This window comes from Novosphingobium gossypii, from assembly GCF_050433305.1.
Classification (GTDB): domain Bacteria; phylum Pseudomonadota; class Alphaproteobacteria; order Sphingomonadales; family Sphingomonadaceae; genus Novosphingobium; species Novosphingobium gossypii.
This window is the reverse complement of sequence record NZ_JBNPXM010000014.1, coordinates 85,308-103,959: the sequence shown is the minus strand read 5'-3', so window position 1 is coordinate 103,959 and position 18,652 is coordinate 85,308. Positions and strand designations below refer to the sequence as shown.

Here is an 18,652-nt window from a genome sequence, read left to right as displayed (position 1 = left end):
AGCCCGTATCTTCATCCTATCGGGGAACAGTCACCTGCTACTACACCCACCGGGCGTCAGGACGACTCGCTCCCGCGATTATCCCATGTTTCGGGTTGGGCCTGCTTGATAAGCGGCACCAGTTCCAGCCCGTCGCGGTCGGGCAGGCCAAGGTCCAGCAGCACTACCTCAGGACGGTCCTCGCGTACGCGTTCCATCGCGTCGCGGGCGGTTCCGGCTTCCAGTGTGGCATAGTCGGCGCGGGCCAGCGCGGCCTGCACCAGACGGCGGATATGCGGTTCGTCATCGACGATGAGAACCTTGTGGCGGATTTTCATGGAACGTCCTCGCTATCGAGATGCGCGATGATGAGATGCTCTGGAATGCGGATGGTGAAGCGCGCGCCCGTAATACCTGGTGAGGTGGCCCCCGCCGGATCGTCGGTGTTGGCCGCCTCCACCGTCAGGCCCATCGCTTCGGCGAAACCCTTGACGATGGCAAGGCCCAGCCCGGTGCCGTGGCGCACGCGGTCCGACCCTTCCAGCCGGGTGAACGTCTCGAACACCCGCTTTTCCTGGCCCGGCGGGATGCCCGGCCCATGGTCGATCACCGACAGCGCCAGCGCGTCCGGCAGGCGGCGGCAGCGGATCACGATGGGCGTGCCGGGATCGCCATAGCGCCCGGCGTTGTCCAGCAGGTTGATGAGGCAGTGGTGCAGCAGCACCGGATCGAGCCGGACCAGCGGGATGTCCGGCACGATATCGACCTCCACCGGGCGGCCGTGGAGAGAGGCGCGGGTATCGTGGACGGCCCCGGCGACGGCGTCGAACAGGTCGGTCGCCTCCACCTTCATCGGCAGCGCGCCCGCTTCCACCCGCGCCATGTCCAGCAGGTTGGCGACGAAGCGGTTGAGCCGCTGCGCTTCGGTGTCGATCGCCTCGACAAGGTCGCTGGAAGAGTGTTTTCGCAGCTCCTGCGCCGCGGATATGATCGTGGTCAGCGGAGTGCGCAGGTCGTGGCTGACGGACGACAGCAGCGCGGAGCGCAGGCGGTCGCGCTCGCCGACCTGCCGCGCCTTCTGGCTCTCCTCCTCCAGCGCCATGCGGTCCAGCGCGATGGATGCCTGATCCAGCAGGCTCATCAGCAGCGGCACCTGGTCCGACCGCAACGGATCGCCCGCATCCTCGCGCGCAATGCCCAGCACGCCCAGCACGCCCCGGCCCGACGCGGCAGAGGCGCGCAGGGGGTGGAACAGCCAGTCGGACGCGGTCAGGGTGGACGATCCGCGCCCGGCGGGCTGCTCGTTGTCGATGGCCCACTGCGCCGCCGCCAGTTCGATCTGGTCCAGCCGGTCCTCCGGCGGATAGGCGGCCTGAAGGTTCGGGCCGTTGGTGGAGGGCAGCAGCAGCGCGGTGCGCACGTCCAGCAGGCGGGCGACGTCGGCGCAGATCGCCTGCATCAGTTCGTCCTGCGTCGCCGCTGCGGTCAACTGGCGCGAAAAGCTGGCCAGCGCCGCGTTCTGGCGCGAACTGGATCCCGCAAGGTCCGCCTGCGCCTTCACCCGCGCCGCGAACTGGCTGGTGACGATCGCCACGCCCAGCAGCACCAGAATGGAGATGACGTTTTCGGGATTGTTGACCGTCAGCGTGCCGGTGGGCGGCAGGAAGAAGAAGTTGTAGGCCAGGCTCGACGCCAGCCCGGCGAACAGCCCCGCGCGCAGGCCGAAGGTGGCGGCGGCGAACATCACCGGCACCAGATAGAGCAGAGCGATATTGCCAAGGTCGATGGCTTCCACCAGCAGGCGGCCCAGCACCGTCAGCGCGCAGACCATCATCAGCGTCCAGACGTAGTCGACCGGCCGCCCCCAGTGCCCGCGCGCCCGTTCGCCCCGCGTATTGCCCGCGGGCACCGTGCTGACCGGTTCGCCCGAGGGCATGACGTGAACCGCCACTTCGCCGATGGTGCGCACCAGCCGGTCCACCACCGATCCGTGCCGCAGTTCGAACCACCATGACCGCGACGACTTGCCGATCACGATCTGCGTCGCGCGCGCATTGCGGCAATAGTCGCGGATGCCCTCTGCCACGCCGGTCGCCGGGATGCTGGCGGTTTCGGCACCAAGACGCGACGCCAGCGCCAGCGTGTCGGCCAGCTGGCGGCGGTCGGCATCGGTGAAGTGCTGATTGCGCTGGGTTTCGATATGCACCGCCGCCCACGGCGCCTTCAGCGCATCGGCAAGGCGCTTGCCCGCACGCACCAGCCCTGCCGCATGGGGATGCTCGCTGACCGCCACAACGATGCGTTCGCCCACCGCGAAGCTGCCGGCCAGGGCATTGGCGCGCACATGCTCCAGCATCTGCGCATCGACCGCCTGCGCGGCGCGGCGCAGCGCCAGTTCGCGCAGCGCCGTCAGGTTGGACTTGGAAAAGAAATGGCCCAGCGCCCGCGTCGCTTCGTGGGGGACGTAGACCTTGCCCTCCCTCAGCCGCTCGATCAGTTCGTCGGGCGGGATGTCCACCACCTCGATCTCGGCCTGTTCGAGGATGGAATCGGGCACCGTTTCGCGCACCCGGACGCGGGTGAAGGACGCCACCACATCGTTCAGGCTTTCGACGTGCTGGATGTTCAGCGTGGAATAGACGTCGATCCCCGCGTCCAGCAGTTCCTCGACGTCCTGATAGCGTTTGGGATGGCGGCTGCCGGTGTCGTTGGTGTGGGCCAGTTCGTCCACCAGCACCAGCCGGGGCGCGCGCGCAAGAATGGCGTCGAGGTCCATTTCGCCAAGGCTGTGGCCCCGGTGCTCGACGACGCGGCGCGGGGTGACTTCATGGCCGAGGACGAGCGCTTCGGTCTCGCGCCGGCCATGCGTTTCGACGATACCCACGACGACATCCACGCCCGCATCGCGACGCTGACGCCCTTCGGTGAGCATTTCCCACGTTTTGCCCACCCCGGGGGCAGCGCCCAGGAAGATCTTGAGCCGCCCCTTCCCCTCCTGCGCAGCGGCGCGCAGGAGGGCTTCGGGAGAGGGACGACCGGGATCGGTGGTTCTGTCGTTCACCGGGCAGGCTTAGCGCCAAGACCGTCCAGTCGTCGATTCAGTTCGAACACGTTGACGCGTGGTTCCCCCAGGAAACCGAACAGCGGCTGCTGCACGCTGCCCGCCACCAGTCGCCGGACGGCTTCGGCTTCGATACCGCGCACCCGCGCGATCCGCCCGACCTGATAGAACGCGGCCTGCGGGGTGATGTCGGGGTCCAGCCCGGAGCCCGAAGCGGTGACGAGATCCGCGGGGATGGCCTGCCCGGGCTGTGCCGCCTTCATCGCATCGACCTGCCCCTTCACGCGGTCGTGCAGCGCCTGCGACGTCGGGCCAAGGTTCGAGCCGGAGGATGCCAGCCCGTCATACCCCTTGCCCGCTGCCGAAGGACGGGTCTGGAAGTAGCGCTCCGACGTGAAGGCCTGCCCCGCCACGGCAGAGCCGATGACCTGGCCGCTGCGGGTCACAAGGCTGCCGTTGGCCTGGCTCGGGAAGATCACCTGGCCGATGCCGGTCATCGCCAGCGGATAGGCAAGCCCCAGCAGGCCCGCGAAAAGCAGCGTCATGACGATCGCCGGGCGGAAGGATGATAGGATGTCGTTATTCATGATGCGCCTCCTCAGGCGAGACCCAGGCCGCCTACGGCCAGGTCGATGAGCTTGATCCCGGCGAACGGCGCGATCAGGCCGCCAAGGCCGTACACCGCAAGGTTGCGCGCCAGCAGCGGCCCGGCCCCCATCGGCTTGTAGGCCACGCCCTTCAGCGCCAGCGGCACCAGACACGGGATGATCAGCGCGTTGAAGATGATCGCCGACAGGATCGCGCTCTGCGGACTGGACAGACCCATGACGTTGAGCACGCCAAGGCCGGGGTAGAGCGCCACGAACATCGCCGGGATGATCGCGAAATACTTCGCCACGTCGTTGGCGACGGAGAACGTCGTCAGCGCCCCGCGCGTCATCAGCAACTGCTTGCCGAGGCCGACCACCTCGATCAGCTTGGTCGGGTCGCTGTCGAGGTCGACCATGTTGCCCGCCTCGCGCGCGGCCTGCGTGCCGGTGTTCATGGCGACGCCGACGTCGGCCTGCGCCAGCGCGGGCGCGTCGTTGGTGCCATCGCCGCACATCGCCACCAGCCGCCCGCCCTGCTGCTCCTTGCGGATCAGGGCCAGCTTGTCCTCGGGCGTGGCTTCGGCAAGGAAATCGTCCACGCCCGATTCCGCCGCGATCGATGCCGCAGTCAGCGGGTTGTCGCCGGTTATCATGACGGTGCGGATGCCCATCGCCCGCAACTCGCCGAAGCGTTCGCGGATGCCCGCCTTGACGATGTCCTTGAGGAAGATCGCCCCCAGCAGCCTGCCGTCCACCGCCACTGCCAGCGGCGTGCCGCCCGCACGACCGATCTCGTCGGTGATGCGGCGCAGTTCGGTGGCGGCAGCCGTGGTCCCGGCACCGGGATTGGCCTTGAGGATCGCCTGCACCGCGCCCTTCTGGATCACCCTGCCGCCGGTGTTGACGCCGGAGATGCGGGTCTGCGCGGTGAACGGGATCACCTCCGCCCCTTCAGGCAGCACGGTGGCTGTCTGGCCGAACTTCTCCCGCGCAAGGACCACGATGGAACGGCCTTCGGGCGTTTCGTCGGCAAGGCTGGCGATGAGAGCGGCTTCGGCCAGTTCGGCCACGTCCACGCCGTCGACGGCACGGAACTCGCTGGCCTGACGGTCGCCCACGGTGATGGTGCCGGTCTTGTCCAGCAGCAGCACGTCGACGTCGCCCGCAGCCTCCACCGCGCGGCCAGACTTGGCCAGCACGTTGAAGCGCACCAGCCGGTCCATCCCGGCGATGCCGATGGCCGACAGCAGCGCCGCGATCGTCGTCGGGATCAGGGTGATGAGCAGCGCCGCCAGGATCGACACCGGCACCGAGCCGCCTGCATAGCTGGCGAAACCGGGGATGGTGGCGACGGCGATCAGGAAGATGATCGTCAGCCCCACCAGCAACAGCGTCAGCGCGATCTCGTTGGGGGTCTTCTGCCGCTCTACGCCCTCTACCAGCGCGATCATGCGGTCAAGGAAGCCCTGCCCCGGATTGACGGTGACGCGCACGCGGATCTCGTCGGAGATGACGCGGGTGCCCGCCGTCACGGCAGAGCGGTCGCCGCCTGCCTCGCGGATGACGGGCGCGCTTTCGCCGGTGATCGCCGCCTCGTTGACGGACGCCACGCCGGCGATGACTTCGCCGTCGGACGGGATCAGGTCGCCGGTCTGGACAAGGACCACGTCGCCCTTCTTCAGCTGGCTGGCGGGCACGCTGTCGTAACGGCTGCCGTCCCCCTTCAGGCGCTTGGCGGTCAGTTCCGCCTTGGTGGCGCGCAGCGAGGCCGCCTGCGCCTTGCCGCGACCTTCGGCCAGCGCTTCGGCGAAGGTGCCGAACAGCACGGTCAGCCAAAGCCACAGCACCAGCTGGATCTTGAAGCCGGCGGCGAGGCCGTCCTGCCCCACGACCAGCAGCACCGTCAGCAGCACCGCGACGATGGCGGTGGTGAACATCACCGGGTTGCGGATCAGCTCGCGCGGGTCGAGTTTGCGAAAGGCGTCGCCGATCGCCGGAACGATCAGGTCAGCCGTGAACAGAGATTTATTGTCGGACCGAGCCATGTGCGGATCCTTAGAAAAGCTGGCCACGGATCATCGCGAGATGATCGGCGATGGGGCCAAGGGCAAGGCTGGGCAGGAACGTCAGGCCGCCGACGATCAGCACGATGCCGATCAGCAGGCCCGTCCACAGCGGTCCCGTGGTGGGGAAGCTGCCTGCGGTTTCGGGCGTATATTTCTTGGCGGCAAGGCTGCCAGCAACGGCCAGCATCGGGATGATGATGAAGAACCGCCCGATCCACATCGCCACGCCCAGCATGCCGTTGTAGAACGGCGTATTGGCGGTCAGCCCGGCAAAGGCGGACCCGTTGTTGGCGACCGCGCTGGTGAAGGCGTAGAGGATCTCCGAAAATCCGTGCGGCCCCTTGTTGAGCGGCCCGGCAAGACCCGCCGGCAGGACCGCGGCAACCGCCGCCATGCCCAAAATCGTCAGCGGCAGGACGGCGATCGCCAGCACGGCCAGCTTGACCTCGCGGCTTTCGATCTTCTTGCCCACGTATTCGGGCGTGCGGCCCACCATCAGCCCGGCCACGAAGACCGCGAGGATGGCGAACAGCAGGAAACCATAGATGCCCGCGCCGACGCCGCCGATGACGACTTCGCCCAGCTGCATGTTGAACAGCGGGATCATGCCGCCCAGCGCCGTGAAGCTGTCATGCATGGCATTGACCGCGCCGCACGATGCCGCCGTGGTGACGACCGAGAACAGCGCGCTGCCCGCGATGCCGAAGCGGACTTCCTTGCCCTCCATGTTGCCGCCCGCGACGCCCAGGTGGTGCAGCACCGGATTGCCCGCCGCTTCCTGCCAGTACGTGATTGCGGTGCCCGCCAGGAACAGCGTCATCATCGCCGCCAAGATCGCCCAGCCCTGCCGCGTGTTGCGCACCGCCTTGCCGAAGGTATAGGTCAGCCCCACACCGATTGCGAAGATCGACAGCATCTGCACCAGATCGGTCAGCGCGGTCGGGTTCTCGAACGGGTGCGCGGAGTTGGCGTTGAAGAAACCGCCACCGTTGGTGCCCAGCATCTTGATCGCCTCCTGAGAGGCCACGGGGCCAAGCGCCAAGGTCTGCTTCGCGCCTTCCAGCGTCGATACGTCCACCGAACCGGCCAGCGTCTGCGGCACGCCGCTGGCGATGTAGAACACCGTCAGCACCATGCAGAGCGGCAGCAGCAGATACAGCGTGACGCGCGTCACATCGGCCCAGAAATTGCCGATTCCTGTTGCGCTGCGGCGGGCAAAGCCGCGGAAGAGCGCGAAGGCCAGCGCGATGCCGGTGGCCGCCGACAGGAAGTTGTGGATCGTCAGCGCCAGCATCTGCGACAGGTTCGACATCGTCGATTCCCCGCCATAGCTCTGCCAGTTGGTGTTGGCGCCGAAACTGATCGCGGTGTTGAACGCCAGATGCTCGCTGACGGCGCCGTAGCCCAGCGGGTTCAGCGGCAGCAGCGCCTGCGCACGCAGCAGCACGTAAGTCAGCAGGATCAGCGCCGCGTTGAACACCAGCATGTGCACCGCATAACGGCGCCATGACTGGTCCTCCTGCGGGTCGATCCCGGATAGGCGATAGAACCCGCGCTCCACCGGCCCCAGCACTGCGTGAAGCGGCGTGCGCCGCCCTTCGTAGAGCGTGAAGAGCCACAGCCCCATGGGCTTTGCGAGCGCCAGCAGGACGCCGACGAAGACTGCGATGAGCAGCCATCCCTGAAAGGTCATGTGCTGCCCCCTCAGAACCGCTCGGGCCGCGCGAGCACGGCGACGAGATAGACGAGAAGGCCAAGCGCGGTGAACCCCGCCAGCCACAGATCGATGGTCATGGTAGCCGGCTCCTCACGCGCGATTGCACAAGGCCGCATAGCCAAGGCTCGCGACCAGCAAGATGAGGAGAAGGCCCACCCAGAGGATGTCCTGCATGATGATGCTCCTGCAAGCTCATGTCCGCGACGTGCGGAATGAGACGAATGCAGCAGACCCACTAGGCCAATGCGCCGTAGAAATTCGAGACGAGCGGCTGTGCAATCGCATAGTGATTGCATATGATTTGGCGATTTTTACGCGGTCGGGTGAGAACCTGCTGCTGTCACCGCCGCTGGCGCCGATGCCATAAGGCGCCGCCCGCCGCCACAAGGCCTGCGGTGGCAAGCGCCATCATGCCCACCCGGGCGACAGGGGATGAAGGCTGGCGCAGGCCCCCATCAATGCGGGCGCCGTCACCTGGCGGGGCGTGGACGTTTCCGTCAGTCGGCTCTGCCCCAGGAGCCTTTGCAAAGTACCGGTCGAACGCCGCCTTTGCAGCCCGCCCACTGAGAGAGGGTGAGATGAAATGCCCGATCCGCGCAGGCCAGTTCGGCGCACCGACATAGACACTGTTGCGCGGATGATCGGCAAGACGCACGACGGCATCGGCTACCCGGCGGGGGTCCAGCAGGGGCGGCGGCGCGCTTAGCCGTTTTCCGGAATGATTGCCCGCGTGCCCCATCGCGGGCGTGTCCACGAAAGCGGGATAGACGTCGCACAGATGGACACCGCGATGGTCCGACAGTTCGGCCCGAAGCGCCTCGGAAAAGCCCCGCAGCCCGAACTTGCTGGCAAAATAGGCCGCCGCATAAGGCGCCGCGGCAAAGCCCCCCAGCGAGATCATGTTGACGAACACGCCCTTCCCCTGCCCGATGAAGATCGGCAGAGCGACGTGTGCGTCATTCATGTGCCCGATAAGATTGGCCCGGACGATCTGCTCGTGCGTGTCCATCGGCACGTCGAGGAACCTGCCTACCGCGCCGACGCCCACGTTGCTGAACCACACGTCGATCCGACCCGCAAAAGCGCGGGCGGCCAGCCCCAGCTCGATGACCGCCGCCGTGTCCGTGACGTCGGTCGGGACGGCCAGAACGCGGGCATTCAGCGCGCGGCACTGCGAAGCGACAGTGGATAGATCATCCTCACTGCGGGCAGCAAGGACCAGATCCCAGCCCTTGCGCGCAAAGCCATGAGCTGTGGCTTGTCCGATGCCACTGGATGCGCCGGTGATGACGGCGGTGCGGCGGCTGTCTGCGTCGGCGATGGCCGGTCTCCTTGTCGGACTGAGTGCCGATGCCCCGTGGAGCGTCGGCAGGACGCAAACCCTCGCAAGACAGGACTGCGCGATGACATGGACCCCAGCTCTTACGCAGGGATCCATGTTCCCTTTCAGAAAATGCCGGCAACATGGGTTGGCGACTTCGCGCTCAGAAAATTTCCAGCAATCCGCCTGAGGGCGCGTTTGCGTTACCGAAGTTAAGAACCGGGATCACAGGTCCATTGCCGGCTCTTGGTTGCACACGTCCGACCGGCGTGCACCAGCGCAATCAAGCGAAAAGGCCCGAGATGGAAAACCTGCAGCCCCCGCTTCCCGAACAGCAGCAGCAACCGCCCGGCACCACCGTCGAAATGGACCCGCGGCCCGATCATGGCGAAGACAGCTATCAGGGGCACGGCCGCCTTGAAGGCAAGCGCACGATCATCACCGGCGGCGACAGCGGTATCGGGCGGGCGGTGGCCATCGCTTTCGCGCGCGAGGGCGCAGATGTGCTCATCTCCTACCTGAACGAGGACGACGACGCCCGCGAAACCGCAAGGCTGGTCGAAGCGGCGGGCCGGAAGGCCGTGCTGGTTCCCGGCGACATCGGCGACCCGGCGCACTGCCGTGCCATCATCCAGCAGGCGGTGGAACAACTGGGCGGCGTGGACGTGCTGGTCAACAATGCCGCCTACCAGATGACGTTCGAGGATATCGCCGACATCCCGGATGAAGAGTGGGACAAGACCTTCCGCACCAATATCCATGCGATGTTCTATCTGGCCAAGGCCGCAGTCGCCCACATGCAGCCGGGCGCCGCGATCATCAACACGACCTCCGTCAACGCCGACATGCCCAAGCAGACGCTGCTGCCTTATGCGACGACGAAGGGCGCGATCCAGAACTTCACCGGGGGCCTTGCGCAGATGCTCATGCCCAAAGGCATTCGCGTCAACTGCGTTGCGCCGGGCCCGGTATGGACGCCGCTGATCCCCTCCACCATGCCGCCGGAACAAGTGAAGGAGTTCGGCGCCAGCTATCCCATCGGACGCCCCGCGCAGCCGAAGGAACTTGCCCCTGCCTACGTCATGCTGGCGACGGACGAAGCCAGCTATGTGTCCGGCGCCACGATCGCGGTGACCGGGGGCAAGCCGATCCTGTGATCCCGGATGACATAGACCTTGTCCTCGCGCTGAGCGGGGGCAACGCGCTGGGCGCGTATCACGCCGGCGCTTACGAGGCCCTGCATCAGCGCAGTCTCATGGCGGGGTGGGTTGCAGGCGGTTCTGCCGGCGCGATCAACGGCGCTCTGATCTGCGGCAACGCGCCGTCGGACCGGCTAAACCGGCTCCGGACACTGTGGGCGCCGTCCTGCGACGCGACCTTCGTACGCGATCCCGGCGGGGTTCTGGAAGACACCCGCAGGTTCGCGGCGGCGGCAATGACGGCGTTCGTCGGCCAGCCGGGCATCTTTGCGCCAAAGTATCTTTCGTGGCTGCACAGCGGGTTCGCCGCGCCGGAACGGGCAAGCCTCTACGACACCTTGCCCTTGCGCGCCTCGCTTGAACGACTGGTCGATTTCGACCTGCTCAACGCCGCCGCCAGCCCCCGCCTCTCGGCCACCGCCGTCGATGTGGAGACGGGTGAGGACGTCGTCTTCGACACCCGCGATCATCCGCTTGCTGCCGATCATCTGCGCGCCAGTGCAGCGCTGCTTCCCGTCTTCCCGCCAGTCGAGATTGCCGGTCGCAGCTTCGCGGATGCCGGCATCTCTGCGAACCTCCCGCTCGATTGCATACTGGCGGAACCGGGTGAGCGGCCGCTCCTGTGCCTGGCGCTGGACCTCCTGCCGCTTGCAGGCATGCGCCCTGGATCGGTGACGCAGTCGCTGCTGCGGATGCAGGACCTGATGTTCGGCACGCAGAGCCGACGGGCGATCGCCGCGTGGCAGGCCATCTTCGAAGAACGTGCAAGGAACGGCAAGGCGCGCCCAATCACGCTCGTCCACCTGGCCTATTCGGGAGAGGATCGCGAAGTCAGCGCCAAGGCATTCGACTTCTCGCCCCGTTCCGCTGCCGATCGCTGGCAGGCGGGGCTTTCGGCCATGGCCGATGCACTTGACGATATCGCCTCAGGCGCGATCGAGTTGCGCAAGGAGGCGGGGCTGTCGGTCTACGCCCGCACCGGGCAAACCGCAAAGCTGCGCAGGACATACTTCCCGCTGGCCCCCTCGCCGGCCCCCGGCCCCGGAGCCCAAAGCCCCCGGGCGGAGTAAGCCGCCGGATCAATCAGAACGGGATGTCGTCGTCCAGATCGTCGCCGAAGCCGCCACCCGAACCGCCCGACGAGCCGCCGGTGCGGCCCCATTCGCTGCCGCCGCTGCTGGAGCCGCCAGAGCCACCCCATTCGTCTCCGCCGCGAGAGCCGCCTCCAGATCGCTGGCCACCGCCTGAGGAGCCGCCTTCGTTCCAGCCACCGCCGCCGCCGCGCTGGCCGCCGCCGCTACCGCCGCCGGGTGCGCCGTCCAGCATGGTCAGCACGCCACCGACGCCGCCCACCGAAACTTCGGTGGTGTAGCGGTCGTTGCCGTTCTGATCCTGCCACTTGCGGGTGCGCAGCTGGCCTTCGATGTAGACCTTGGAGCCCTTGCGCAGGAACCGTTCGGCCACGCCAACCAGACCGTCGGACTGAAGCACGACCGAATGCCATTCGGTGCGTTCCTTGCGCTCTCCGGTGGCGCGGTCCTTCCAGTTTTCCGAAGTCGCGATGCGCAGATTGGCGATGCGGCCGCCGTTCTGGAACGACTTGACCTCCGGGTCGGCACCCAGGTTGCCGACGATGATGACCTTGTTGACGCTGCCTGCCATGCGGGAATCGCTTTCCTTCGAATTTCGGCATCCGGGTTAGCGAATGCCGAACCCCGGCGCGAGTCCTGCCGCGGCCTTTTCTACAGCCCTGCCGCCACGGCGATCCAGTATGTCGCACCCGCGGCGATGTAGGCGAGGCCGAACAGGTAGGCCATCATGAAGACCGGCCATTTCCAGCCGTTGGTCTCGCGCCGGGTGACGGCAATGGTCGACATGCACTGCGGCGCGAAGACGAACCACGCCAGGAACGCCAGCGCCATCGGCAGGGTCCAGCGGGTCTTGAGCTTGTCGCCCAGTTCCAGTGCCTGCTCGTCCTCGTTGTCGCCCGCGTCGACGGCGTAAGTCGTCGCCAGCGAGGCCACGGCCACTTCGCGCGCGGCCATCGCCGGGATCAGCGCCAGCGCCATGTCGCGGTTGAAGCCGATCGGCTCCACCACGTAAGCCAGACCATTGGCAACCTTGCCCGCAATGGAGGCATCGACCTGGCTTTCGCCCGGCGCGGCCTTGGGGAAGTTGAGCATGATCCACAGCACCACGGTGACCGTGAAGATGATGGTGCCCGCGCGGCGCAGGAAGATCCACGCGCGCTGCCACAGGCCGATCGCCATGTCCTTGAGGCGCGGCATCTGGTACTTGGGCAATTCCATGATGAAGCCCGAAGCGGCGCCCCTGGTCACTGACAGGCGCAGGATCAGCGCCACCAGAATCGCGCCTACGATCCCCGCCAGGAACAGCGCGAACAGCACCACGCCTTGCAGGCCTATGCCCCAGCCGAGGTTCGTGTTGGGAATGAACGCCGCGATGATGACGGCATAGACCGGCATGCGGGCCGAACAGGTCATCATCGGCGCAATCAGGATGGTCGTCAGCCGGTCCTTGGGATCGGTGATCGAACGGGTGGCCATGATGCCCGGGATTGCGCAGGCGAAGCTGGACAGCAGCGGGATGAAACTGCGCCCCGACAGGCCGACAAGCGCCATCAGACGGTCCATCAGGAAGGCGGCGCGGGCCATGTAGCCCGATGCTTCCAGCGCGAGGATGAAGGCGAAGAGGATGACGATCTGCGGCAGGAACACCACCACCGAGCCGACGCCGGAAATGACGCCTTCGGTCAGCAGGTCGCGCAGCAGGCTTTCGGGCATTGCCGCCTGCACGGCGTCGTGCACCGCGCCGACCGACGTTTCCAGCAGATCCATGATCGGCTCTGCCCAGGTGAACACCGCCTGGAACATGACGAACAGGATCGCCGCCATGATGACGAAGCCCAGCCAGGGGTGCAGCAACACCCTGTCCAGCTTGGCGTGCAGGCGATGGCGCGCCGATTCCGAAAGGATCGCCGCTGTCGCCATGGCATGGGCGGCCACGCGGCGCTCCGCAGGTCCGAGGTCGGTCAGGCCGGGTCCGGGATGGCGCTCTCCGGCAGAGGCGATCGCCTCTCCCAGTTCAGCAAGGCCGCGGCGGCGCACGGCGACCGTGGGGATGACCGGCACGCCCAGTTCTTCGGCCAGCACCGCGGGGTCCACGACCAGCCCGTCCCGCTCGGCCAGATCGACCATGTTGAGCGCGACGACAGCGGGTTTGCCCAGCGCCAGCAGTTCCTGCGCGAAGACCAGATGCTGTTCGAGGTTCGATGCATCGAGCACCACCACCAGCACGTCGGGCGCGGCTTCGCCGGGGAAGTGCCCGGCGATGACCTTGGCGGTCACTTCCTCGTCAGGGCTGGTGAAGTCGAGGCCGTAGGCGCCCGGCAGGTCGGTCATCTCGACCGGTTCCCCGGTCGGCAGCACGAAGCGGCCCGACTTCCGCTCAACGGTGACGCCGGGATAATTGGCGATCTTCTGGCGGGCGCCGGTCAGCGCGTTGAACAGCGCGCTTTTGCCGGCATTGGGATTGCCGACGAGCGCGATCTTGCGTTGGCGGCTCACAGTTCCTCGACCTCCATCGCACCGGCGTGGGCGCGGCGCACCGCCACGGTCATGCGGCCGATGGTGATCGCGATGGGATCGCGCCCACCGAAGATGCCGCGATGCGCGATCGCGATGCGCGCGCCTTCTTCAAGGCCCAGCGCGCGCAGGCGCCGTGCTTCTTCCTGTACGAGAGCGGACCAGTCTACCGACAGGATCCGCGCGGACCGGCCCAAGGGGAGCATATCCAGAGTCATGCCGGCCCGGTGCCAGATAACATCCTTAATTGCAACCGGGTCGCAATAGCGGAAGGTAAGTATTCGCGCGGTCGCAAGGATTTGTAACCTTCCGCACCATCGTCACCGCGCCGGGTAGCGGATCCGACCCAGCAGGCGCGTCATGCTAAAGCGTTCGTCGGGCTTACGCAGCCATTGCGCCTTGGCCTTTTCAAAGCGCATGATCCCGGCGATCCGGCGATCAAGGAAAGCGCGCGTCTCGGCCTTGTCGACGCTCTTGTCGCGGGCGAAGACGTGCAGAGTGGAGGCATAGATGCTGCCAAGGATCGCGCGCTTGGTATAGTGGTTGTAGTCGGTAGCCTTGTCTCCGGCCAGGCGCCACATCGCATCGGCGCTGCGCCAGCCAAGGCGCGTGGAAGCGGCCACGTTCTGCGGCATCGCCATGATCGCCAGCGCGCGCAGCAGGGCTTCCTCGTTGCCCGAAACCGCTTCGAGCCGCGCCCATACCAGACGCCGGATGCGTTCGCGGATGGGCTGGTTGGACAAGGCGTCGCCGCCGACGGAAGCGGCCATGGTCGCATCCACATGCCCGATCCACGCGGTGATCATCGGCATCGCGCCGTCGCGAAAGGCATAGGCCGCCAGCGCCGGATCGACACCCGCCGCCGTCGCTGCGGAAGCGACCGCGTCGGCGGTCCAGCCATCGAACACGGCGGCATCGGCCACCAGCGGCGCCAGTTGCAGGCGCAGGTCTTCGAGGGAAGCGGCCTCTTGCGTCATCGCAGTATCCTTAACCGTCATGTCCTTCAGAACGTCGGGCCGTAGACCGGCCTGGCGGTCTTGCCGGCATTCTTCTTGCCCAGCGTTTCGATTGCGGAGATGAGCTGACTGCTGCCATCGGCCTTGGCATAATCACGCGCGCTGCGGCCCGAATTGTCCGAACGGTCGGGATTTGCGCCCGCTTCCAGCAGGGCCTTGGTCAGTTGCAGGTCCTTGCGATGCACCGCGAAGATCAGCGGCGTTTCGCCCGCATCGTTGGAGATGTCAGGGCTGGCCTTCTGGTCCAGCAGCAGCTGCGCGCCTTCGCGCCAGCCAAGGTTCACCGCCAGTTCCAGCGGGGTACGACCGCGATCGTCGGCCTGGTTGACGTTGGCGCCCTTGGCGATGAGGTAGTTCAGCCAGGTGAGGTCGCGCCGGGCGGTGACGATGTGCAGCGCGCCTTCACCGGAAGTGACGTCCTTGGCCAGCACGATCGAGCCGGACTTCATGATGGCGGCCTCGACCTTGTCGCCTTCCTTCTTCTTCACGGCTTCAAGGAACTTGTAGCCGTCCGAAAAGTCCGCGCGGGCGGGCGCAGCCAGCAGCAGGCTCATGGCGAACACCGGGACCGCCACCTTGAGGACCGAGCGAGAGAGGCCCACAACGCCGCGAATCGTCTTCATCAACACTTCGATCGTCCTTCCACCACAAGTCTTTCGCGCGGCCCCGCCACCCGCGTCTTGCAAGGAATCGTCTAGCAGGTCATGAGCGGGGACGCCATGACATACCGTGCACGTCGCTTCGCCGCTCTTGCAGCATTCGCGCTGACCGCAGGGCTGTCCCTCGCCGGCTGTTCGCAGCAGCCTTCGGCGGAACGCCCGCCGCTTGAGGGCGCTCAGATCGGCGGCCCCTTCACCCTAGTCGACAAGAGCGGCAAGACCGTCACCTGGGACAGCTTCAAGGGACGCTGGCGCATCGTCTATTTCGGCTACACGTTCTGCCCGGATGCCTGCCCGCTCGATGTCCAATCGCTGATGGGGGGCTTTAGCCGCTTCGAAAAGAGCCACCCGCCGCAGGCGGCCAAAGTGCAGCCGATCTTCATCACCATCGATCCCGCGCGCGACACGCCTGAGGTGGTCGGCGAATGGACCGCCGCGTTCAGCCCGCGCCTGCTCGGTCTTACGGGCACGCAGGCGCAGGTCGATCAGGCCGCCAAGGCCTTTGCCGCGTACTACAAGAAGGGCGAAGTCACTTCCGACGGCGGCTACCTGATGGATCACACCCGCATCGCCTATCTGATGGATCCGGACGGCAAGCCGGTGGCCATGCTGCCGATCGACCGCAAGCCCGAAGCGGTCGAGGCCGAACTGGCCAAGTGGGTCAAGTGACGACCGGTAAGCCCTTTTGGGAACTGCCCCTCGAACGCCTCACGCGCGAGGAGTGGGAAGCGCTGTGCGACGGGTGCGGGCAGTGCTGCCTCCACAAGGTGGAGGACGAGGACACCGGCGAGATTTACCATACCAACGTCGCCTGCAAGCTGCTCAACCTCAAGACCGCACAATGCAGTGACTACGCCAACCGGCGCAGCTTCGTGCCCGATTGCCTGAAGCTGACGCCCGAAAGCGCGGGCCGCTATGCCTGGCTGCCGCCCAGCTGCGCCTATCGCCTGCGCGCCGACGGCGACCCGCTGCCCGAATGGCATTACCTGATCAGCGGCAGTCGCGACACCGTACACGAGGCGGGCATGTCGGTGGCGGGCAAGGTGATCTCGGAAACCGTGGCAGGCCCGCTGGAACAGCACATCGTCTGGCCCTACGGCGATGATGACGACGAAGAGGACTGGGCCGAAGACGACAGCGCGGACAGTCCCGCCCCCTGGGACGTCGTGCCGGAGCGCAAGCGCTGAACGCGATGCTTGACTGGCTACGACGCGACCCGCGCCAGGAGCCGGTCGTGGAGGTCGGCGGACGATCGCTGCCGGTCGTCATCCGCCATCTGGAACGCGCCCGCCGGATGACCATGCGCCTCGCCCCGGACGGTAGCGAGGTGCGCATTTCCATCCCGCGCTGGACCCGCACCGCGGACGCGCTGGCCTTTGCGCAAAGTCGGCGGGACTGGCTGGCAAAGCAGTTGGCCGCGCTGCCTGCCGCCGCGCCGCTGGCTGACGGTGCGACGATCACCTTTCGCGGCGACGACCTGCGCGTGGTCCACGACATGACCGCGCCGCGCCGACCGGTGGTCGACGACGGCGAACTGCGCCTGGGTGGTCCCGCAGACTCGCTGGCGCCCCGGGTGCTGCGCTGGCTTCAGGCAGAGGCGCGGGCCCTCCTCGCCGCAGACCTCGCCGAATATTGCGAGCGGGCGCAGCAGCCCTGCCCCGCCCTTGGCCTGTCCAGTGCCCAGCGGCGCTGGGGATCGTGCGCGCATGACGGGACGATCCGCATCAACTGGCGGCTCATCATGGCGCCCGACCCGGTGCGGCGCTCGGTAGTCGCCCACGAGGTCGCGCATCTGGTCCATTTCGACCACTCCCCCGCGTTCCACCACGTCCTCAAGACCATCTTCGAGGGTTCGGTCCACGAAGCCAACCGCTGGCTGAAAGCGAATGGCCGCACACTCTACGTGCCGTTCGGCTAGCGTAACGCGGCATTAGGCCTTACATAGGGCCCATGTTCCCGATGAAACGCACCGGAATGTGGAAAGACGTGAACCCGACCGGCATGGTCGCGGACTTCAAGCTCGTCTGGAAGCAGGCCGGCCACAACCGCTGGCGCATCGCCGCCGTGTCCGCCGCATGCACTTTCGGCGTGTTCTACCTGATGTTCACGCAGGAGGGCAGCGCGCCGCACCCCCCGCCCAAGGTTACGTGGATTTCCGTGCTCAAGGAGCACCGCACCGACGCCGAGATCGAGGAGGAGAACATCGCCAACCAGAAAGCCAAGGAAGCGAACGCCCGCGAACTGGCGCGGCGCGACAAGGAAGTGCGCGAGCTTTACAAGACGATCGGTCGCTATTCGGGGATGGACGTCGATAAGATGGCTCGCGACGCCGATGCGGAAGACGCCGCCAAGGCCAAGGCGGAACGCGCACGCATCGAAAAGACGCTAAGAGAATCAGGTATTTCCGACCCGAAGCTCGCACCGGATCCCGCTGAACCGGACGCTGCCCGGCAGTGAGTTCCGACGCGCGCTGGCTTGCTGCCGCAGCGGCACTGGCTGCGCGGGCACGACCGCTGAGCCGTCCCAATCCGGGCGTTGGCGCCATCCTGGTGCGGAACGGCGTGGTCATCGCCCGCGGGTGGACACAGCCCGGCGGTCGGCCCCACGCAGAGGCAATGGCGCTCGCTGGTGCCGGAGAAGCCTCGCAGGGCGCCACGCTCTACGTCACGCTTGAGCCTTGTGCGCACGATTCCGTCCGAGGGCCAGCCTGCGCGGATCTCGTCAGCGCATCTGGCCTCGCCCGCGTGGTGATCGGCTGCATGGACCCGGACCCGCGCACCGCAGGCGCTGGCGTCGCGCGCATCCGTGCGGCGGGGATCGACGCGCGTTACCTGCCCTCGCCCGCATGCGAAGCCAGCCTCTCCGGCTACCTCACCGCACGTCGGCTTGGTCGGCCCGAAGTGACGCTCAAGCTGGCGATGTCCCTCGATGGCTGCATCGCCCTGACGAATGGCGAAAGCCAGTGGATCACAGGCCCGGAAGCGCGAACGCATACCCACGCGATGCGCGCGCGGGCGGACGCCATACTGGTCGGAGGCGGTACGCTGCGGGCCGATGCGCCCCGACTGGACGTGCGCTTGCCGGGGCTGGAAGATCGCAGTCCGCAGCGTTGGGTTCTGACCAACGGAACCGCGCCCGATGGCTGGCGCGCCCTCTCCTCTCCCTATGCGATCACCGGGATGGACGGCGTGTTGCACCTCTTCGTGGAGGGGGGCGCACATGCCGCGGCATCGTTCCTCGCCGCCGGGCTGGTAGACCGCCTGCTGATCTATCGCGCGCCGGTGCTGCTAGGTGGAAGGCCCGGCCTTGGCGACCTCGGCCTCTCCTCGCTGACGCAGGCGCACGGGGCCTGGCGCCTGACCGAACGGCGGCGGCTTGGCAGCGACGCGCTCGAAGTCTACGACGCCCGCAATTCCCCCGCCGTTCACGAAGGCTAGTT

General features: G+C 66.9%; 18 protein-coding genes and 1 pseudogene. 7 read left to right on the top strand and 12 right to left on the bottom strand.

All coding sequences use genetic code 11. The features are described from left to right. Nucleotides 1-86: 86 nt before the first annotated feature. The 7 genes and pseudogenes from GGR40_RS19680 to GGR40_RS19650 form a co-directional block, all read right to left on the bottom strand. Nucleotides 87-317, bottom strand: a pseudogene (locus GGR40_RS19680) (response regulator); the annotation flags it as partial. Next, the gene (locus GGR40_RS19675; protein WP_429277946.1) at nucleotides 314-3,040 is read right to left on the bottom strand and encodes a DUF4118 domain-containing protein; all 2,727 of its coding nucleotides are present in this window, start codon (nucleotides 3,038-3,040) and stop codon (nucleotides 314-316) included. The pseudogene GGR40_RS19680 and the gene GGR40_RS19675, both read right to left, overlap by 4 nt. Beyond that, nucleotides 3,037-3,627, bottom strand: a complete 591-nt coding sequence (gene kdpC / locus GGR40_RS19670; RefSeq protein ID WP_429277945.1) for a potassium-transporting ATPase subunit KdpC — start codon at nucleotides 3,625-3,627, stop codon at nucleotides 3,037-3,039. The genes GGR40_RS19675 and kdpC overlap by 4 nt, the downstream gene beginning before the upstream one ends. An 11-nt stretch (nucleotides 3,628-3,638) precedes the next feature. Then, entirely contained in the window at nucleotides 3,639-5,675 is a 2,037-nt protein-coding gene (gene kdpB / locus GGR40_RS19665; protein WP_429277944.1) for a potassium-transporting ATPase subunit KdpB, read from the bottom strand. 10 nt (nucleotides 5,676-5,685) lie between these two features. Further along, nucleotides 5,686-7,389 (bottom strand): potassium-transporting ATPase subunit KdpA, encoded by a 1,704-nt coding sequence (gene kdpA, locus GGR40_RS19660; RefSeq protein ID WP_429277943.1) that lies wholly within the window; start codon nucleotides 7,387-7,389, stop codon nucleotides 5,686-5,688. 11 nt (nucleotides 7,390-7,400) lie between these two features. After that, nucleotides 7,401-7,490, bottom strand: a complete 90-nt coding sequence (locus GGR40_RS19655) for a potassium-transporting ATPase subunit F (protein WP_008829858.1) — start codon at nucleotides 7,488-7,490, stop codon at nucleotides 7,401-7,403. A 263-nt stretch (nucleotides 7,491-7,753) separates the two neighbouring features. Then, the gene (locus GGR40_RS19650) at nucleotides 7,754-8,851 is read right to left on the bottom strand and encodes an SDR family oxidoreductase (RefSeq protein ID WP_429277942.1); all 1,098 of its coding nucleotides are present in this window, start codon (nucleotides 8,849-8,851) and stop codon (nucleotides 7,754-7,756) included. Nucleotides 8,852-9,036: 185 nt separating this feature from the next. On the opposite strand from GGR40_RS19650, the gene GGR40_RS19645 reads away from it, so the two are divergent. Next, nucleotides 9,037-9,891 (top strand): glucose 1-dehydrogenase, encoded by an 855-nt coding sequence (locus tag GGR40_RS19645; RefSeq protein WP_429277941.1) that lies wholly within the window; start codon nucleotides 9,037-9,039, stop codon nucleotides 9,889-9,891. After that, a complete protein-coding gene (locus GGR40_RS19640) occupies nucleotides 9,888-11,003 on the top strand; it encodes a patatin-like phospholipase family protein (protein WP_429277940.1) in 1,116 nt (371 codons plus the stop codon). Before GGR40_RS19645 ends, GGR40_RS19640 begins: the two co-directional genes overlap by 4 nt. 13 nt (nucleotides 11,004-11,016) lie before the next feature. Here the strand turns inward: GGR40_RS19640 and ssb are convergent, their stop codons facing one another. The 5 genes from ssb to GGR40_RS19615 all read right to left on the bottom strand — a co-directional run bounded on the left by ssb (nucleotide 11,017) and on the right by GGR40_RS19615 (nucleotide 15,183). Continuing rightward, a complete protein-coding gene (gene ssb / locus GGR40_RS19635) occupies nucleotides 11,017-11,595 on the bottom strand; it encodes a single-stranded DNA-binding protein (protein WP_429277939.1) in 579 nt (192 codons plus the stop codon). 80 nt (nucleotides 11,596-11,675) lie between these two features. Beyond that, nucleotides 11,676-13,520: a ferrous iron transporter B gene (gene feoB, locus GGR40_RS19630; RefSeq protein WP_429277938.1), complete on the bottom strand. Its 1,845-nt coding sequence runs from the start codon at nucleotides 13,518-13,520 to the stop codon at nucleotides 11,676-11,678. After that, nucleotides 13,517-13,756, bottom strand: coding sequence for a FeoA family protein (locus GGR40_RS19625; RefSeq protein WP_429277937.1), 240 nt, complete (start codon nucleotides 13,754-13,756; stop codon nucleotides 13,517-13,519). The genes feoB and GGR40_RS19625 overlap by 4 nt, the downstream gene beginning before the upstream one ends. A 102-nt stretch (nucleotides 13,757-13,858) precedes the next feature. Then, the gene (locus GGR40_RS19620; RefSeq protein WP_429277936.1) at nucleotides 13,859-14,515 is read right to left on the bottom strand and encodes a COQ9 family protein; all 657 of its coding nucleotides are present in this window, start codon (nucleotides 14,513-14,515) and stop codon (nucleotides 13,859-13,861) included. A gap of 26 nt (nucleotides 14,516-14,541) precedes the next feature. Beyond that, nucleotides 14,542-15,183 (bottom strand): ankyrin repeat domain-containing protein, encoded by a 642-nt coding sequence (locus GGR40_RS19615; protein ID WP_429277935.1) that lies wholly within the window; start codon nucleotides 15,181-15,183, stop codon nucleotides 14,542-14,544. Nucleotides 15,184-15,273: 90 nt separating this feature from the next. Here GGR40_RS19615 and GGR40_RS19610 point away from each other — a divergent pair, with 90 nt between their 5' ends. Genes GGR40_RS19610 through ribD form a run of 5 tightly spaced genes read left to right on the top strand, consistent with a single transcriptional unit; the run spans nucleotide 15,274 to nucleotide 18,650 of the window. Then, a complete protein-coding gene (locus GGR40_RS19610) occupies nucleotides 15,274-15,882 on the top strand; it encodes an SCO family protein (RefSeq protein WP_429277934.1) in 609 nt (202 codons plus the stop codon). Beyond that, nucleotides 15,870-16,400: a YcgN family cysteine cluster protein gene (locus GGR40_RS19605; protein WP_429277933.1), complete on the top strand. Its 531-nt coding sequence runs from the start codon at nucleotides 15,870-15,872 to the stop codon at nucleotides 16,398-16,400. The genes GGR40_RS19610 and GGR40_RS19605 overlap by 13 nt, the downstream gene beginning before the upstream one ends. A gap of 5 nt (nucleotides 16,401-16,405) precedes the next feature. Beyond that, nucleotides 16,406-17,131: a M48 family metallopeptidase gene (locus GGR40_RS19600; protein WP_429277932.1), complete on the top strand. Its 726-nt coding sequence runs from the start codon at nucleotides 16,406-16,408 to the stop codon at nucleotides 17,129-17,131. A gap of 41 nt (nucleotides 17,132-17,172) precedes the next feature. Then, nucleotides 17,173-17,670 (top strand): hypothetical protein, encoded by a 498-nt coding sequence (locus GGR40_RS19595; RefSeq protein WP_429277931.1) that lies wholly within the window; start codon nucleotides 17,173-17,175, stop codon nucleotides 17,668-17,670. Further along, entirely contained in the window at nucleotides 17,667-18,650 is a 984-nt protein-coding gene (gene ribD / locus GGR40_RS19590; protein WP_429277930.1) for a bifunctional diaminohydroxyphosphoribosylaminopyrimidine deaminase/5-amino-6-(5-phosphoribosylamino)uracil reductase RibD, read from the top strand. The genes GGR40_RS19595 and ribD overlap by 4 nt, the downstream gene beginning before the upstream one ends. Nucleotides 18,651-18,652 lie beyond the last annotated feature (2 nt).

Bases quoted from the DNA above. Each gene is read 5' to 3' on its own strand.
- kdpC (WP_429277945.1), bottom strand. From the start codon at position 3,627: ATGAATAACGACATCCTATCATCCTTCCGCCCGGCGATCGTCATGACG.
- kdpB (WP_429277944.1), bottom strand. From the start codon at position 5,675: ATGGCTCGGTCCGACAATAAATCTCTGTTCACGGCTGACCTGATCGTT.
- kdpA (WP_429277943.1), bottom strand. From the start codon at position 7,389: ATGACCTTTCAGGGATGGCTGCTCATCGCAGTCTTCGTCGGCGTCCTG.
- GGR40_RS19655 (WP_008829858.1), bottom strand. From the start codon at position 7,490: ATGACCATCGATCTGTGGCTGGCGGGGTTCACCGCGCTTGGCCTTCTC.
- GGR40_RS19650 (WP_429277942.1), bottom strand. From the start codon at position 8,851: ATGGATCCCTGCGTAAGAGCTGGGGTCCATGTCATCGCGCAGTCCTGT.
- GGR40_RS19645 (WP_429277941.1), top strand. From the start codon at position 9,037: ATGGAAAACCTGCAGCCCCCGCTTCCCGAACAGCAGCAGCAACCGCCC.
- ssb (WP_429277939.1), bottom strand. From the start codon at position 11,595: ATGGCAGGCAGCGTCAACAAGGTCATCATCGTCGGCAACCTGGGTGCC.
- GGR40_RS19625 (WP_429277937.1), bottom strand. From the start codon at position 13,756: ATGACTCTGGATATGCTCCCCTTGGGCCGGTCCGCGCGGATCCTGTCG.
- GGR40_RS19620 (WP_429277936.1), bottom strand. From the start codon at position 14,515: ATGACGCAAGAGGCCGCTTCCCTCGAAGACCTGCGCCTGCAACTGGCG.
- GGR40_RS19610 (WP_429277934.1), top strand. From the start codon at position 15,274: ATGACATACCGTGCACGTCGCTTCGCCGCTCTTGCAGCATTCGCGCTG.
- GGR40_RS19600 (WP_429277932.1), top strand. From the start codon at position 16,406: ATGCTTGACTGGCTACGACGCGACCCGCGCCAGGAGCCGGTCGTGGAG.
- GGR40_RS19595 (WP_429277931.1), top strand. From the start codon at position 17,173: ATGAAACGCACCGGAATGTGGAAAGACGTGAACCCGACCGGCATGGTC.